Origin of the sequence: Burkholderia cepacia ATCC 25416, assembly GCF_001411495.1 — a bacterium.
Taxonomy (GTDB): domain Bacteria; phylum Pseudomonadota; class Gammaproteobacteria; order Burkholderiales; family Burkholderiaceae; genus Burkholderia; species Burkholderia cepacia.
This window is the reverse complement of sequence record NZ_CP012982.1, coordinates 1584064-1599396: the sequence shown is the minus strand read 5'-3', so window position 1 is coordinate 1599396 and position 15333 is coordinate 1584064. Positions and strand designations below refer to the sequence as shown.

Genomic DNA, 15333 nt, shown 5'->3' with positions numbered 1-15333 from the left:
CCTGACGAACGAGGGATATCTTGAACAGAAAATCTGCATTCCTTTACATTGCGCCGCTGTCCGCGGCGGCGATGCTCGCCGGGTGCGGCGGCGACGATTCGGTCAACGCCACGCCGACACATATGAGCGCCGCGACGCCGGCCGCGATGACGCAGACCTGCGACGCGCTCGCCGCGAAGCTCGCGTATGCGAACACGTCGTTCACGTCGGTGACGACCGCGGCCGCGGGCGCGCTGAAGGTGGCTGGCAAGCCTGTCGCCGAGCACTGCGTGATCGAAGGGAAGATGAACGAGCGCGTGAGCGCGGTGGACGGCAAGACCTACGCAATCGGCTTCGAGATGCGCTTGCCGAAGGCGTGGAACGGCCGCTTCTTCTACCAGGCGAACGGCGGGCTCGACGGCAATGTCGTGACCGCGACCGGCGAGATCGGCGGCGGCGGGCCGTTGAACGATGCGCTGAACATGGGGTTCGCCGTGATCAGTTCGGATTCCGGGCACAGTGCCGCGCAGAATCCGCTGTTCGGCCTCGATCCGCAGGCGCGCATCGACTACGGCTACGGCGCGGTCGACGCGCTCACGCCGATGGCGAAGCAGGTGATCCGGCTCGCTTACGGCAAGGCGCCCGACCGCAGCTATTTCGGCGGCTGCTCGAACGGCGGCCGTCACGCGATGGTTACCGCCGTGCGCAACCCGGCCGACTACGACGGCATCATCGCGGGCGATCCGGGTTTTCATCTGCCGAAGGCGGCGATCGGCGAGATGTACGGCGCGCAACAGTTCGCGAAGATCGCCTCGGCGACCGGGACGAACGGGCTGCCGGACATCCGCAGCGGCTTCACCGATGCGGAGCGGCAGTTCGTCGGCGCGAAGATCCTCGAGAAATGCGATGCGCTGGACGGCACGGCCGACGGGATGGTGCAGGACGTGGCCGCGTGCCAGGCGCATTTCAGCGTCGAGTCGGACGTCCCGACTTGCGCGAACGGCACGCGCACGGGCGCCTGCCTGACGCCCGCACAGAAGACCGCGCTCGAGAACGTGTTCACGGGCGCACGCAACAGCGCGGGCACGGCACTCTACGCGGGTTTTCCGTACGACCCGGGCATCGCCGGTGGCGGCTGGGCCGCGTGGAAGCAGTCGAATTCGATCACGCTCGATCCGGCCGCGATGGCGTTCACGTTCACGACGCCGCCAAAAAGCGCCGCGACGCTCGCGAACCTGCCCGGTTTCGCGCTCGGCTTCGACATGGACAACGACGCACCGGCGATCTTCGCGACGAACGGTGCGTACACGCAATCCGCGTGGACGTTCATGACGCCGCCCGACGAGACGAACCTGTCCGCGCTGAAGGCGCGCGGCGCGAAGCTGCTCGTCTATCACGGCACCGGCGACCCGGTGTTCTCGTTCGACGACACGCGTGACTGGTATGCGCGGCTCGCACAGGCGAACGGCGGCGATGCGTCGGATTTCGCGCGCCTTTATCCGGTGCCGGGGATGAACCACTGTTCGGGCGGGCCGGCGGCCGACCAGTTCGACCTGCTGACGCCGCTCGTCGCGTGGGTCGAGCAGGGGCAGGCGCCCGCTACGGTGGTGGCCGCCGCGCGCGACGCGACGAACGCGGTGCCGAGTGCGGATGTGCCGGCGTCATGGGGCGCGGGTCGCACGCGCCCGCTGTGCCCGTATCCGCAGGTGGCGCGCTACAACGGTTCAGGCGACGTGAATTCGGCGGCGAGCTTCAGTTGCCGCTGACGTAGCCGTCGATGGGAAACGGCCGGCGCGCGCGATCGCGTGTCGGCCGCTTCATGTGTGCAATCGCTCACTCGTTCACTCACTCATTCGCCCGGATCGACCGGCACCTCGAGCCCGACCTTCACGCGGCTCATGCTCACCAGCGTCTTGAACCGCTTCACGTTGTTGTTCGCGAAGAACAGCTCGCGCGTGAGCGCGTTGTACTGATCCATGTTGCGCACCGCGACGATCAGCACGAAATCCCATTCCCCCGTCACGTAGTAGCACTGCTGGATCTGCGGGCAGCGCTCGAACGCACGTTTCATCGCGTCGAGCTGGTCGATCTGCTCGCTTTCGACCTCGACGTTGACGACGATCGTCAGCGGATGATCGACCTTGTCCGGTGCGACGACGGCGGTGTAGCGCTCGATCACGCCGTCGTCCGCGAGACGTTTCAGGCGCCGGTTCACGGCCGCGGTCGACAGGTTGACGCGCGCGCCGAGTTCGCTCTGCGGCGTCTGCGCGTCGCGCTGGATTTCCATCAGCAGCTTGCGATCGAACGCATCGAGTGGGGTGGTCATGATGGCGCTTGAAACCTCGAAAGAATGAGAAATTTTTGCGTATGAGCGGTCGATTCGGCGATTTTATTGACCGGGATGCGCAATATTATTTTTCGGACCGACGGCGAACGCAACCCGCGCTTGCCCGATCCGATCCACCCGACGGGCCGCCGGCGCGGCCCTGTTCCCGAGCCTTTCGCCATGCTGATCGCCAACCCCCGCGCATCGCGCGCTGCCTATCCCCACGCGCTGCGCCGCGTGATGAACATCGCGTCGGCCGACGAAAGCGGCGCGTGGTTGTCGCACTGGCCGCTCGTCGGCCACGCGCGCACGCCGCTTCGCGTGTTGCCGGATCTCGCCGCGCGGCTCGGCGTCGCGAGCGTCAGCGTGAAGGACGAGTCGTGCCGCTCGCCGCTCGGCAGCTTCAAGGCGCTTGGCGCGCCGATCGCGCTGGTGCGGCTCGTGAAGCGGCTGCGCCGCCAGCAGGATCTCGATCCGCAAGGGCTCGTCACCGGCCGCTATGCGTCCGAACTGGCCGACCTGACGGTGATCAGCGCGACCGACGGCAATCACGGCCGCGCGCTCGCCGCCGCCGCGCGCGCGATCGGCTGCGGGTGCGTGATCGTGCTGCACGCGAACGTCGATGCGGAGCGTGAGCGCGCGATCTCCGCGTACGGCGCGCGGATCGTGCGCATCGCGGGGAACTACGACGAATCGGTGGTCTGCGCGGCACAGCTCGCGCAGGCGAACGGCTGGTATGTCGTGTCGGATACGTCGTACGACGGCTACGAAGCGATTCCGCGCGACGTGATGCAGGGCTACGGCGTGATCGCCGCCGAGGCCGCCGCGCAGGCGGCGCAGGACGACGGGCGGCCGTTCACGCATGTGCTGCTGCAGGGCGGCGTGGGCGGCCTCGCCGCGGGCGTCGCGAGTTATCTGTGGGAGCGCGACGGCGTGGAGCGGCCGCATTTCATCGTCGTCGAGCCGCGCCAGGCCGACTGCCTATACCAGAGTGCACTGGCCGGGCGCGCCACCAAGGCGACCGGCAGCGTCGACTCGGTGATGGCCGGGCTCGCGTGCGGCGAGGCGTCGCCGCTGGCGTGGGATTTCCTCGAGATGTGCATCGACCATTTCATGCTGATCGACGACGAAGACGCGGTGCAGGCGATGCGCGGCCTCGCGGCCGGCAGCGAACGCGACGTGCCGGTCGTGGCCGGCGAATCGGGCGCGGCCGGCGTCGCGGGGCTGGACGTGCTGATGCGCGACCCGGCACGCGCGCGGCAGGTTGGGCTCGACGCGCATTCGCGTGTGCTGGCGATCAATACGGAAGGCGCGACGGCACCGTCCGTGTACCGGAGCTGCGTCGGCGAGTCGGCCGACGCCGTGCTCGCGCGGCAGCGCGACTGGCTGGACCGCGCGACGGTGGCGGCCTGAACGACATCACGACCGACGAGGCAAACGCAATGGACACAATCGACGAAAGCACGCTGCAAGGGCAACTGAAGACCTGGCGCCGCCACCTGCACCAGCATCCGGAGACGGGTTTCGAGGAGGTGAACACGTCGGACTACGTCGCGCGCATCCTGACGACGCTCGGGCTCGACGTGCATCGCGGGATCGGCGGCACGGGGCTCGTCGCGAACCTGACGGCCGGCACCGGCAAGCGCGCGATCGGCATCCGCGCGGACATGGACGCGCTGAACATCGCCGAGCACGCGCCGGGCCGCGAACATGCGTCGCGCACGCCGGGCAAGATGCATGCGTGCGGGCACGACGGCCACATGTCGATGGTGCTCGGTGCGGCACGACTGCTGGCCGAGCGCAAGGATTTCGACGGGACCGTGCGTTTCATTTTCCAGCCGGCCGAGGAGCATGGCCGCGGCGCGAAGGCGATGATGGCCGACGGGCTGTTCGAGCGCTTCCCGGTCGACGCGATCTTTGGTGCGCACAACATGCCGGGCATGCGCGCGGGCACCTTCTCGACGCGCGCGGGCGGCATCATGGCGAGCGAGGACAACTTCGTGATCCGGATCGACGGGCGCGGCACGCATGCGGCGCGCCCGCACATGGGCATCGATCCGATCGTGATCGGCGCGCAGGTCGTGCTCGCGCTGCAGACGATCGTGTCGCGCAATCTCGATCCGGGTCAGCAGGCGGTGATCTCGTGCACGGAGTTCATCACCGACGGGCTGCGCAACGTCCTGCCGTCGACGGTGACGATCAAGGGCGACACGCGCAGCTATTCGCGCGACGTGCAGGCGCTGCTGGAAACGCGGATGCGCGAGATCAGCGAAGGGATCTGCCGCACGCACGGCGCGGCGTGCACGTTCGAGTACACGCACGAGTTCGCGCCGACGGTGAATTCGCCGGAGTGGGTCGACACGGCGGTGCGGGCCGCGGCGCAGGTCGCGGGCGCGGAGGCGGTGAATGCCGACGTGCAGCCGATGATGATCTCCGAGGATTTCGGCGCGTTCCTGCAGGCGGTGCCCGGCAATTTCGTGTTCATCGGCAACGGTGAAGCGGGTGGCCTCGGCGGCGTGCCGCTGCACAACGCGACGTACGACTTCAACGACGCGATCCTGCCGGTGGGCGCGCGGTATTTCGCGGACGTGGCGCGGCGGGCGTTGCGGGCGGCGTAACGTGTCGTCGCGCGATTGACGTATCAGGGGAAGCGGCTCGCTTGATGGCGGGCCGCTTTGCCGTTCGGCGACACGAGCGACACGAGCGACACGAGCGACACGAGCGACACGAGCGGCTCCGCAACGCGGCAGCGCATCGCGAGCACACCGACAGCGCCGTGCCCGCACGATGCGCATCCGCCGCGAACGTCACCGCGTCACACCAGTTCCCCCAGGCACGCATCGAACTGCGCGACCAGCCGATCGACGTCCTCGGCGGTAGTCTGCGGACACACGAGCATCATGTTGTGGAACGGCGTGATCAGCACGCCGCGATTCAGCAGGTACAGGTGCACGATGTGCTCGAGTTCGCTGTCGAGCTGCGCGCCCGCGATCGTGCCGTTGCGCGGCGGCACGGGTGCGAACTGGAACTCGGTGCGCGCGCCGATACGCGTCACGCACCACGGCAGCCCGTGTTTCGCGATCGCCTGTTCGAGCCCCGTCGCCAGCCGCGCGGCGAGTTCGAACATGTGTGCATACGCGGCGTCGGTCGCGACTTCGGCGAGCGTCGCACGCATCGCATGCATCGCGAGCATGTTCGCGGTGAGCGTCGTGCCGATGCCCGAATGGCCGGGCGGCGCGTTCAGCTTCGCCTGCTTCGCGCGTTCCGCGAATTCGGCGCTGAACCCGTACACCGCGCACGGCACGCCGCCCGCGATCGGCTTGCCGACCACCAGCATGTCCGCGTCGAGATCGTGCGCGACCGCGTAGCCGCCCGGGCCGCTGCTGATCGTGTGCGTCTCGTCGATCACGAGCAGCGTGCCGTAGCGGCGCGTCAGCTCGCGCGCGGCCGCCCAGAAGCCCGGGTCAGGCAGCACCATCCCGATGTTCGTCATCGCGGGCTCGGCCAGCACGCATGCCACGTCGCCATCCTTCAGCGCGGCTTCGAGCGCGCCCAGGTCGTTGAATTCGACGACGCGCGTGTTCGCGAGCAGGTCGTAGGCTTGCCCGAGCAGGCTGTCGCGCTGCACCGGGCGGCCGTCGACGAGATCGACGAATACGTCGTCGACCGTGCCGTGATAGCAGCCGTTGAACACGACGATCGTGTTGCGGCCGGTGGCCGCGCGCGCCCAGCGCAGCACGAAGCGGTTCGCGTCGCTGGCGCTCAGCGCAAATTGCCAGACCGGCAGCTTGAAGCGGCGCGCGAGTTCGCGCGACACCCATGCGGCGTCTTCGCTCGGCAGCATCGTCGTATAACCGCGCGTGGCCTGTTCGACGAGCGCGCGCGCGACCGGTTCGGGCGCGTGGCCGAACATCGCGCCCGTATCGCCGAGGCAGAAATCGACATAGCGATGGCCGTCGACGTCGGTGAACGTCGCGCCGCGCGCCTCCTTCACATACAGCGAGAACGGCGTCGACCAGTCCTGCATCCAGTGCAACGGCACGCCGAACAGCAAGTGCTCGGACGCTTCCGCGGACAGGGCGCGGGAGACCGGCATGGCTTCGGTGAACGCTTGGCGCTCGCGCTCGAACAGCGCGCGGGCGCGGATGAGGTCGACTCCGTGGCGGGAAGGCAAAGGCAGCTCCTGGGCTGTGAAGAAGGAGAAACGATAGCGCGGCCGGCAGGGGGCTGAACAGAGGCGGAATTACCGAGGCGGGTTGGGGGCGGGCGGAAATTGGTGCGATCGACTCCCGTGTCCTATTTGATTCCGAGATGGCATTGGTGAATGGAATCCTGAAAGAACCGTGCAGGTTTCCATGGATTTTTAGTGGACGTTCCGTGACCTATCGTTATTGCATGCCGTGACGAGAGGAGCGCGTCGGAGCCTGCCGGTAAAGGCTGGCGATCGTATCCTGGCGGCGTACGAGACGGCATCCGCCGACTCGGCGCGTTCGCGTATGCGGCTGGGTATATCGAATTCCACGGGGATATTGCCGGCTAATTTTGGGATAAATGAATCCCGGATTTTCCTGCGATGACGGAATCAGGTGCCCGAACGACAACCATCCGGAAAACGGAGCACTCCAATGAAGATCGGAACACATCTCACCGCACTCGTCGCATGCGGCGTATTGGCCGGCATTGCCCACGCCGGCCCGACGTCGCCGCAAGCCGTCGTCAAGCGGATCACGTTGACCGCGCACATTGGTGACAGCCTGTTCGTTTCGAGGCCGGACAACGCCGCATACGACGTGGTCGAACTGACCGCGACGGATCGCGACCAGCGGGCCCTCGGCGCAACGCTGCCGATTCGCGTACGGACGACGAATCCAGACATCAACGTCACATTGCTGCAGCCGCTAAGGCTGTCGAATGGCCGCGACGACCTGACCAACGCGAAGGTCGTGCTGGCGGGCAGCGCGGCCGACGCCGAAATTACTGTCGACGCCGCTCGCGTGCTCACGCTGGGAAAGCGTGGGCACGACGGCTTCGACGGTTATGACGAAACCCGTCAGGTGAAGGTCAGCGCGCAAGCGCGGGCTGCCGGCGACGCGGCGCCAGCCAATGGACGTTACCGTGGCGACATGGTGCTGATCTTCGAGCCGGCCGCCTCCGCAGGGCGCGAGCCGGCGACGGGAACGATCGCGGCGACGGGTGAGTGAGCAATCGACCCGGTGGGCATCGCTTGGCGCGCGTTTTTCAATAAAAGTTTTTGCGCATAAATATTCACAACATCTCGTCGGGGAGGCGCCGCCAGTAGTCGGCGCCGACGAACGAGACGATTGCCGGGCAGGCGTGCCGGCATGCGCATGGGCGAGAGGGGGCGAGCGTTTGCGTCCGGGCGCGGCCGGCAAACGCGATCGCCAGACCGGACGCGTCAAGCCAGCGTCTTGATCATGTGGTGTTCGTCGTAGAACCGCCCGTCGACGAACAGCGAGCGCGGTTCCGTGCCGAACCGGACGAACCCTTGCGAGGCGTACAACCGCTCCGCGTTGGCGTTGACCTCGTTCACGCACAGCATCAGTTGCTTGCAGCCCCACGCCTGCGCCGCATGCGCGGTCGCGTTTTCGAGCAGCGTCTGCGCGATGCCCTGCCCGCGATAGGCGGGATCGACGAACACGCCCCAGATCGTCGCCTTGTGCGCGATCTTCGCGCGCGCATCGCGGCGCACGCCGGTGATGCCGACGAGCGTATCGCCGTCGAATGCGCCGAACACGGCACGTTCGTGGGTCGGCGTGATGCGTATCGCGAATTCGTCGACCGGCACCTGCGATTCTTCGTCGGGCGTCGGCAGGAAAGAAGTGGGCGCGGTGTCGACCGCACGCAGGCGAACGGTCTGGAAACGGGCGGCGTCGGCCGCGTCGAGCAGGCGAGTCGTGATCGTCATCGAGGGGATTCCGGTTGAGGGTTATGCATGCCGGCGCGGGCCGCTATGGCCGATATGGCCGCTATGACCGATACGGCCGCGGGATGCATCGTACTGATCCTAACGGGAATCCGGATCGCGCGTGTCGGCGTTCGGCGCATCGCTCGCCGTGGCCGCGCCGTTGCGTTCAGATCGCGTCGCGCGGCCGCCGCGCGTCGCCGTCGACGCAGCACGCGAGCACCTCGGCATCGGTGTCGCCGAGGCTCAGGTACACGTGCCCGACAGCGCTGTCGAAGTACAGGCTGTCGCCGGCGCCGAGCCGGTACGCGTGGCCGTTCTCGAAGCGCAGCTCCAGTTCGCCGCTCAGCACGAACACGAACTCCTCGCCGCTGTGCCGGATGTAGTCGGCGAAGTCCGACAGCTTGCGCGCATGGATCCGCCCGCGCACGGGCACCATCCGCTTGCCGGTCAGGTCGTTCGCGAGCATCCCGTACGCATGGTTCGGCGTGTCGTAGACCATCTGCTGGCCGGCCGGCGTGAACGACGGCGTCATCGCGCCGGCGGGCGCGGGCCGGCCGAACATCGTGTCGAAGTCAAGCGCGAGCGCATGCGTGAGCGCCGCGAACTTGTCGTAGGTGAGCGCAATGTCGCCGCGCTCGGCCTTCGAAATCGTCGACACCGCGATACCGGAACGCTCGGACAGTTGCGCGAGCGTCAGGCCGCGTGACTTGCGCGCGTCGCGCAGCCGCGCGGTCGACGCGCGTCGGGCTCGGCATCGAGCGGGTGTGACGGCCAGGCGCGGGAGCGCGGGCGTTGATGCGGGTGAGCGATCGCGCGACGGGGGCGTTGAGGGCGACGGTGTCGCGGCAATGTCGGCGGCGCATCATGTGCGCCGCACCGGCACGAAGGATGAGGATGGGGTGAAGCAGGTACGCCGTCGCGCCGAACCGGCCCCGACGTCAAACGCGCGAAGATGCGCCCGATCAGGTCAGGCGCACCGCGTCCGAATCAATACCGCGCCAGCTGGTTGCCGTTGATCTGCACGCGATCGCCCGGCCGGAGGTTGCCCGGCGACTGCACGTCGAACGAGCGCATCGTGCCGTCGCTGACCTGCACGTCGATCCGGTAGCTGCTCGGGCCTTGCGCGGCGCCCATCTGCTGGCCGATCTGGTTGCCGGCCACCGCGCCGCCGAGCGCACCGATCACGGTCGCCGCATCGCGGCCGTGGCCGCGGCCGAACTGGTTGCCCACCAGGCCGCCGACCAGCGCACCGACGACGGTGCCGGCCACGCCCGACGGGCCGACCGAACCGTTGACCGGCTGGATGTTCGAGACCGTGCCGTACTGCGTGCCGTAGCCGTTGCCGTATTGCTGCTGATTGCCGTACTGGTCATACGGCTGCGACCCGTATTGCTGCTGGTTGCCGTACTGATCGTACGGTTGCGGCGCCTGGTTCGGATACGGCTGTTGCTGCTGCACGTAGCCCGGTTGCGAATACGCGGGCTGCGCGTAGCCGGGCGTCGCGTATTGCTGTTGCTGCGGATACCCCGGCTGCGCGCCGTAGTAACCCGGCGCGACGCAGGCGGTCAGCGGAAGCGCCGCGACGGCGACGAGCGAGGCGAACAGAACGGTCTTCGTGGAAGGCATGCGCATCATGATGATTCCTGCATCGGCAACGGGTTCGCCGACGAATTCCAGGACGGGTGGCGAACTCGGCGTGAGTATAAGGAATGGCAGGTGGCGCGTCCGGTGCGGCCGGGTAACAACGTGTAAAGTCTGTTGCCGCGTAAATCGCCGCCCGGGCAGGGCAATCGCGCAATGCCCGGCGAGGGCGGCGGCGCCCGTTCGGCAACTGCGATGACGCGGATCGACAGCGGTCCGGCGGCTTATCCTGCGAGGCAGTCGGCCTCTCGATGCCGGCGCGCGAAACTTCGGCTTCGGCGACGTCACCCGACGGGCCATCGGCATGCGGGCCGTCGCCGACGAGATCGGACCCCGCAGCCGCACGTGGCTGGCACGGCGTTTGCGCCGCGCATCGCGAAATCGAATGCGCGGCATCGCGACATTTAATTGGCCTCGGCCGGCGCCGTCCGATATCGTGGCCGGACTCCCTGCCAACGGTCGCGCCGTGCCGGTTGCGGTTCGTTCCCCTGTCCGCGCCGGTGACGTGCCGCGACGGCCCCACATTCCGAGCCATGACCGATCGTATCTTCATCAACGCCGTCGACGCCGGCGGCCAGCCCATCAACCTCGTCGTCCGTGACGGCCGCTTTACCGCGATCGGCGCCGATCGTGCGGCCGCGCCCGGCGCGGAAACGATCGACCTCGACGGCCGCGTCGTGCTGCCCGGTTTCGTCGATGGCCATATCCACCTCGACAAGAGCTTCGTCGGTGATCGCTGGGTGCCGCACGAAACGGTCGGCACGCTGCGCGAGCGGCTCGCGGTCGAGAAGCGCCAGCTCGCGGCCGCGCCGCCGATCGTCGAGCGCGCGAATGCGCTGATCGCGCAGGCCGCCGCGTTCGGCACGGTCGCGATGCGCAGCCACGTCGACGTCGATGCGACGGCGGGCCTGTCGAACCTGCAGGCCGTGATGGCCGCGCGCGAGCAATGGCGCGGCATCGTCGATATCGAACTCGTCGCGTTCCCGCAGGCCGGCGTCGTCACGTGCCCCGGCACCGCGGAGATCCTCGACGCAGCGGTGCGCGAAGGCGCGGACGTGGTCGGCGGGATCGACCCGACGACACTCGACGGCGACGCGGACGGCCAGCTCGACATCGTGTTCGGCATCGCCGAGAAGCGCGGCGCGAAGATCGACATCCACCTGCACGAGCCGGGCGAGACGGGCATCGCGCAACTGCTGCGGATCGCGGCGCGCACGCGCGCGGCGGGGCTCGGCGGGCGCGTGAACGTGAGCCATGCATACGCGCTCGGCCAGGTGAGCGACGACGACGTGCGGCGCACCGCGGCGGCACTGGCCGAAGCCGGCGTGTCGATCCTGACGAATGCGCCGGGCGACTGCGCGTTTCCGCCGGTACAGCCGCTGCGCGACGCGGGCGTGCACGTGTTCGCGGGCAACGACAACATCCGCGACGCATGGTGGCCGTACGGCAACGGCGACATGCTGCAGCGCGCGATGATGGTCGGCTATCGGTCGGGCTTCTACACCGACGAGGCGCTCGGCATCGCGCTGGACATGGCGACGCATGCCGGCGCGCGCGCGATCGGCAAGGAGAACTATGGAATCGCTGTCGGCTGCGACGCGACGTTCGTCGCGGTGCGCGCGCCGAATGCGGCGGCGGCCGTCGCGGGCGTGCCGGCCGAGCGCTGGGTATTCCGCCGCGGCGAAAGCGACACGGGCGCGCCGTTCGCCCCTGCGCTGCGCTTCACGCGCTGACCGACCCGGCCGGCGGCACGGCACGCGCCGTGCTCCGATGCACCGACTGTACCGACCGCACTGACTGACCACACCGGAACCGACATGACGAACCTGCTGATCCGCAACGTCCGCCCGAGCGCCGACGCCACGCTCGACATCCTGATCGAAGGCGACCGCATCGCGCGCATCGGCCCGTCGCTCGACGTACCCGCCGGCTGCGCGATCGAGGACGGCGCGGGGGCGCTCGCGCTGCCCGGCCTCGTCGAAGGCCACACGCACCTCGACAAGACGCACTGGGGGATGCCGTGGTATCGCAACCAGGTCGGCCCGCGCCTCGTCGACCGGATCGAGAACGAGCGCCACTATCGCGCGACGAGCGGCCACGACGCCGGCGTCGCGTCGCTCGCGCTGGCGCGCGCATTCCTCGCGGCCGGCACGACGCGTATCCGCACCCACGTCGATATCGATACCGAAGCCGGGCTGCGGCATCTGCACGGCGTGCTCGCGACGCGCGAGACGCTGCGCGGGCAGGTTGAAATCCAGATCGTCGCGTTTCCTCAATCGGGCGTGCTCAAGCGGCCGGGCACCGACGCACTGCTGTCCGACGCGCTCGCCGCCGGCGCCGATCTGCTCGGCGGGCTCGACCCGTGCGCGATCGAAGGCGATCCGGTCGAGGCGGTGGACGTGCTGTTCGCGATCGCCGAACGCCACGGCCGCGGGCTCGATCTCCACCTGCACGAGCGCGGATCGATGGGCGCGTATTCGCTCGACCTGATCCTGCAGCGCACGGCGGCGCGCGGCATGCAGGGCAAGGTGACGATCAGCCACGGGTTCTGTCTGGGCGATATCGCCGAACGCGAGCGCGATGCGCTGCTTGCCCGGATGGCGGAACTCGGCGTCGGGCTGGTCACGACCGCGCCGGCGGCGGTGCCCGTGCCGCCGGTGGCCGCGTGCCGTGCGGCGGGCGTGACGGTCATCGGCGGCAACGACGGCGTGCGCGATACGTGGACGCCGTACGGGTCGCCCGACATGCTCGAACGCGCGATGCTGATCGGCATGCGCAACGATTTCCGCCGCGACGACGCGCTCGAGGTCGCGCTCGACTGCGTGACGCACGGCGCGGCGCGCGGTTGCGGCTTCGACGGTTACGGGCTGCAGCCGGGCAGCCGCGCGGACGTCGTGCTGGTCGACGCGCTGACGTTCGCCGAGGCCGTCGTCGCACGGCCGGTGCGGCGGCTCGTCGTGTCGTCGGGGAAGATCGTGGCGCGTAACGGCGCGCTGGTCTGAGCGAAACCCGGGTGAAGCATCGCCCCGGTATGATCCGGTTTTCAGCCGGATTTCCCGGGAGAAGACGATGCGACGCACGACCGCGGCACGGGCCGCACGATGGATGGCGGCGGCCCTGTTCGCCGTGAGCGCCGCGCATGCGGTGGCGGCCGGGCCGACGGACGCGCAGCAGGAAGCGAACCGGCGCACGGTGCTCGCGTTCTATGAAAAAGGCCTGAACGAGAAGGATGCCGACGCCGCACTCGCGTATGTCGGCGATCGTTACGTGCAGCACAACCCGAACGCGGCCGACGGCCGCGACGGCTTCCGCCAATTCGTCGCGTTCCTGCGCGACAAGTATCCGCGGTCGCACAGCGAGATCAAGCGCTCGTTCGTCGACGGCGACTACGTGATCCTGCACGTGCACGCGGTGCGCGAACCCGGCACGCGCGGCAGCGCGATCATGGACATCTTCCGGCTCGAGAACGGCAAGATCGTCGAGCACTGGGACGTCAATCAACCCGTGCCCGAGCAGGCCGCGAACGGGAACACGATGTTCTGACGGGGATCGGGCGCGCGGCCGTGCCGACGCGCCCGCGATCGCGTCGCATCGGCCGTGCCGGCGGCGTCGCGGCGGTCGTTCGCTTGCTCGCTTGCCGCATCCGGCGTTTTCTTTCTTACTACTCCTCGTGCTCCAGCATGGCTGCGAGCGCCTTCGTCAGTTCGCTGACCATCGGGTCGGCCGTCGGCCGATGCAGGATCGCGATGTCCATGTGTTCGATCGGCGCGAAACCCTGCTTCGCGGTCAGCACGACGTGCTCGTCCGTCACCACGCGCGCGGGCAGCACGCTGATGCCGAGCCCGTCGGCGACGGCCGCCTGGATGCCGCTCAGGCTCGACGTCGTGAAGCTGATCCGCCAGCGGCGGCCGCGCTCCTCGATCGCCTTGATCATGTCGTCGCGATAGAGCCCGCGCGGCGGAAACACGACGATCGGCACCGGGTCGAGATCGATCGACGGATGCGCGGCGCTGTCGATCCAGCGCAGCTTCTCGGGCCAGCGCACGACGGCCTCGCGGCTGTCGCGGCGCTGCTTGATCAGTACGAGGTCGAGTTCGCCGCGGTCGTATGCGGCGCTGATGTCGCGGCTCAGCCCGCACATCACCTCGAGCTTCACCTGCGGATGCTCGCGCTTGAACGCGGCGAGCGCATGCGTCGTGCGGCCCGCCGCGAAATCGTCGGGCACGCCGAGCCGGATCGTCAGCGCGACCGTCGCACCCGACAGCGCTTCCAGCATCTCGTCGTTCAACGCGAGCATGCGCCGCGCATAACTGAGCACCGTCACACCCGCGTCGGTCGGCCGCACGTCGCGCGTGCCGCGGTCGAGCAGGCGGTGCCCGGCGATTTCCTCGAGCCGGCGCACCTTCTGGCTGACCGTCGACTGCGTCGAGTGCAGGCGCGCGGACGCCGTCGTGAAGCTGCCGCAGTCGGCGACCATCACGAGCGCGCGCAGCAGGTCGATGTCGAACAGGGGTCTATTCATTTCTGCACTTCTGTGGATTCGAACATTTCGTTTTCAAATGCGTGCGACGACTTTTAACATGGCCGGATGCCGTGGGCAATCGCGGTTTCGCCGGACCCGGCGCGGCGTCGGGTGGCGTCGCGGGGGCGCCTGACGGAACGCATCGACCGGGCATCGGCGTGCGCCGCACGCAAGGAGGACACCGGATGTTTTTCAAACGGATCGCGATCATCGGCTCGTTTGCGTTGACCACGCTCACGTCGGCCGTGGCCGCCGCCGACGGCGGCGCGCTCGAGGGCCGGTTGCGCAGCGCGGCCGACCGTGGCGACGCGAGCGAAGTGCGCACGCTGCTCGAACGCGGCGCGCCGATCGATTCGCGCGACGGGCAGGGCCGCACGGCGCTGCTGCTCGCGACGCACGGCAATCACGTTGAGGCGGCGCGCGTGCTGATCGACGCGGGTGCGGACGTCAACGCGAAGGATGCGATCCAGGACAGCCCGTATCTGTACGCCGGTGCGCGCGGCCATCTCGACATCCTGCGGATGACGCTCGCGCACGGCGCCGACCTGAGCAGCACGAACCGGTATCGCGGCACCGCGCTGATTCCGGCAGCGGAGCGCGGCCATGTGGAGACGGTGCACGCGCTGATCGACGCGGGCGTGAACGTCGACCACGTGAACCGGCTCGGCTGGACCGCACTGCTGGAGGCGATCATGCTCGGCGACGGCAGCGAGCGTTATGTGCGGATCGTGCAACTGCTCGTCGACGGGCACGCGAACGTCGATCTCGCGGATTCGAACGGCGAGACGCCGCTGCGGCATGCGCGGCGGCGCGGGTATGCGGCGATCGAGCGGGTGCCTGTATAGACATCGTTATTTCACGGAAATCCGAAAAAACGCGCCCTGTGGCGGGCGCGCGTCTCGTAGGGTAAACACCCGAAAATCTCGTAAATCCCCGCTA

General features: G+C 68.5%; 14 protein-coding genes. 8 read left to right on the top strand and 6 right to left on the bottom strand.

Annotation, left to right across the window (positions count from 1 at the left end; genetic code table 11):
- Positions 1–20 precede the first annotated feature (20 nt).
- Positions 21–1745 (top strand): tannase/feruloyl esterase family alpha/beta hydrolase, encoded by a 1725-nt coding sequence (locus APZ15_RS24525; RefSeq protein ID WP_027790254.1) that lies wholly within the window; start codon positions 21–23, stop codon positions 1743–1745.
- Positions 1746–1828: 83 nt separating this feature from the next.
- Here the strand turns inward: APZ15_RS24525 and APZ15_RS24520 are convergent, their stop codons facing one another.
- Positions 1829–2305, bottom strand: a complete 477-nt coding sequence (locus tag APZ15_RS24520; protein WP_027790255.1) for an Lrp/AsnC family transcriptional regulator — start codon at positions 2303–2305, stop codon at positions 1829–1831.
- A 180-nt stretch (positions 2306–2485) separates the two neighbouring features.
- Between APZ15_RS24520 and APZ15_RS24515 the strand changes: the two genes are divergently transcribed.
- Together APZ15_RS24515 and APZ15_RS24510 are read left to right on the top strand one after the other, a co-directional pair.
- Positions 2486–3718, top strand: a complete 1233-nt coding sequence (locus APZ15_RS24515; protein ID WP_027790256.1) for a diaminopropionate ammonia-lyase — start codon at positions 2486–2488, stop codon at positions 3716–3718.
- A 29-nt stretch (positions 3719–3747) separates the two neighbouring features.
- Positions 3748–4923, top strand: a complete 1176-nt coding sequence (locus APZ15_RS24510; RefSeq protein WP_027790257.1) for a M20 aminoacylase family protein — start codon at positions 3748–3750, stop codon at positions 4921–4923.
- 197 nt (positions 4924–5120) lie between these two features.
- Here the strand turns inward: APZ15_RS24510 and APZ15_RS24505 are convergent, their stop codons facing one another.
- Entirely contained in the window at positions 5121–6479 is a 1359-nt protein-coding gene (locus tag APZ15_RS24505) for an aspartate aminotransferase family protein (RefSeq protein WP_027790258.1), read from the bottom strand.
- A gap of 412 nt (positions 6480–6891) precedes the next feature.
- On the opposite strand from APZ15_RS24505, the gene APZ15_RS24500 reads away from it, so the two are divergent.
- Positions 6892–7506, top strand: a complete 615-nt coding sequence (locus APZ15_RS24500; RefSeq protein WP_158605822.1) for a hypothetical protein — start codon at positions 6892–6894, stop codon at positions 7504–7506.
- A 215-nt stretch (positions 7507–7721) separates the two neighbouring features.
- Here the strand turns inward: APZ15_RS24500 and APZ15_RS24495 are convergent, their stop codons facing one another.
- From APZ15_RS24495 to APZ15_RS24485, 3 genes are all read right to left on the bottom strand, one after another.
- Positions 7722–8231 carry a GNAT family N-acetyltransferase gene (locus tag APZ15_RS24495; RefSeq protein WP_027790260.1) on the bottom strand — a complete coding sequence of 170 codons (510 nt, stop codon included), beginning with the start codon at positions 8229–8231 and terminating at the stop codon, positions 7722–7724.
- 166 nt (positions 8232–8397) lie between these two features.
- Entirely contained in the window at positions 8398–9006 is a 609-nt protein-coding gene (locus APZ15_RS24490) for a helix-turn-helix domain-containing protein (protein ID WP_027790261.1), read from the bottom strand.
- 212 nt (positions 9007–9218) lie between these two features.
- Positions 9219–9866 (bottom strand): outer membrane lipoprotein, encoded by a 648-nt coding sequence (locus APZ15_RS24485; RefSeq protein ID WP_027790262.1) that lies wholly within the window; start codon positions 9864–9866, stop codon positions 9219–9221.
- A gap of 539 nt (positions 9867–10405) precedes the next feature.
- Here APZ15_RS24485 and APZ15_RS24480 point away from each other — a divergent pair.
- The 3 genes from APZ15_RS24480 (at position 10406) to APZ15_RS24470 (ending at position 13415) form a co-directional block, all read left to right on the top strand.
- On the top strand, positions 10406–11605 hold the full coding sequence (locus APZ15_RS24480; RefSeq protein ID WP_027790263.1) for an amidohydrolase family protein: 1200 nt from the start codon (positions 10406–10408) through the stop codon (positions 11603–11605).
- Between the two features lie 84 nt (positions 11606–11689).
- Positions 11690–12874: an amidohydrolase family protein gene (locus APZ15_RS24475; RefSeq protein ID WP_027790264.1), complete on the top strand. Its 1185-nt coding sequence runs from the start codon at positions 11690–11692 to the stop codon at positions 12872–12874.
- A 67-nt stretch (positions 12875–12941) separates the two neighbouring features.
- Entirely contained in the window at positions 12942–13415 is a 474-nt protein-coding gene (locus APZ15_RS24470; RefSeq protein WP_027790265.1) for a nuclear transport factor 2 family protein, read from the top strand.
- Positions 13416–13533: 118 nt separating this feature from the next.
- On the opposite strand, the gene APZ15_RS24465 is transcribed toward APZ15_RS24470, so the two are convergent.
- Complete coding sequence (locus APZ15_RS24465; RefSeq protein ID WP_027790266.1) at positions 13534–14394, bottom strand: LysR family transcriptional regulator; 861 nt, start codon at positions 14392–14394, stop codon at positions 13534–13536.
- 185 nt (positions 14395–14579) lie between these two features.
- On the opposite strand from APZ15_RS24465, the gene APZ15_RS24460 reads away from it, so the two are divergent.
- The gene (locus APZ15_RS24460; protein WP_088611407.1) at positions 14580–15239 is read left to right on the top strand and encodes an ankyrin repeat domain-containing protein; all 660 of its coding nucleotides are present in this window, start codon (positions 14580–14582) and stop codon (positions 15237–15239) included.
- The last annotated feature ends 94 nt before the right edge of the window (positions 15240–15333 follow it).

Excerpts from the sequence above, each read along its gene's own strand:
- APZ15_RS24515 (WP_027790256.1), top strand. The coding sequence starts at position 2,486 with ATGCTGATCGCCAACCCCCGCGCATCGCGCGCTGCCTATCCCCACGCG.
- APZ15_RS24495 (WP_027790260.1), bottom strand. The coding sequence starts at position 8,231 with ATGACGATCACGACTCGCCTGCTCGACGCGGCCGACGCCGCCCGTTTC.
- APZ15_RS24520 (WP_027790255.1), bottom strand. The coding sequence starts at position 2,305 with ATGACCACCCCACTCGATGCGTTCGATCGCAAGCTGCTGATGGAAATC.
- APZ15_RS24475 (WP_027790264.1), top strand. The coding sequence starts at position 11,690 with ATGACGAACCTGCTGATCCGCAACGTCCGCCCGAGCGCCGACGCCACG.
- APZ15_RS24460 (WP_088611407.1), top strand. The coding sequence starts at position 14,580 with ATGTTTTTCAAACGGATCGCGATCATCGGCTCGTTTGCGTTGACCACG.
- APZ15_RS24470 (WP_027790265.1), top strand. The coding sequence starts at position 12,942 with ATGCGACGCACGACCGCGGCACGGGCCGCACGATGGATGGCGGCGGCC.
- APZ15_RS24510 (WP_027790257.1), top strand. The coding sequence starts at position 3,748 with ATGGACACAATCGACGAAAGCACGCTGCAAGGGCAACTGAAGACCTGG.
- APZ15_RS24485 (WP_027790262.1), bottom strand. The coding sequence starts at position 9,866 with ATGATGCGCATGCCTTCCACGAAGACCGTTCTGTTCGCCTCGCTCGTC.
- APZ15_RS24480 (WP_027790263.1), top strand. The coding sequence starts at position 10,406 with ATGACCGATCGTATCTTCATCAACGCCGTCGACGCCGGCGGCCAGCCC.
- APZ15_RS24465 (WP_027790266.1), bottom strand. The coding sequence starts at position 14,394 with ATGAATAGACCCCTGTTCGACATCGACCTGCTGCGCGCGCTCGTGATG.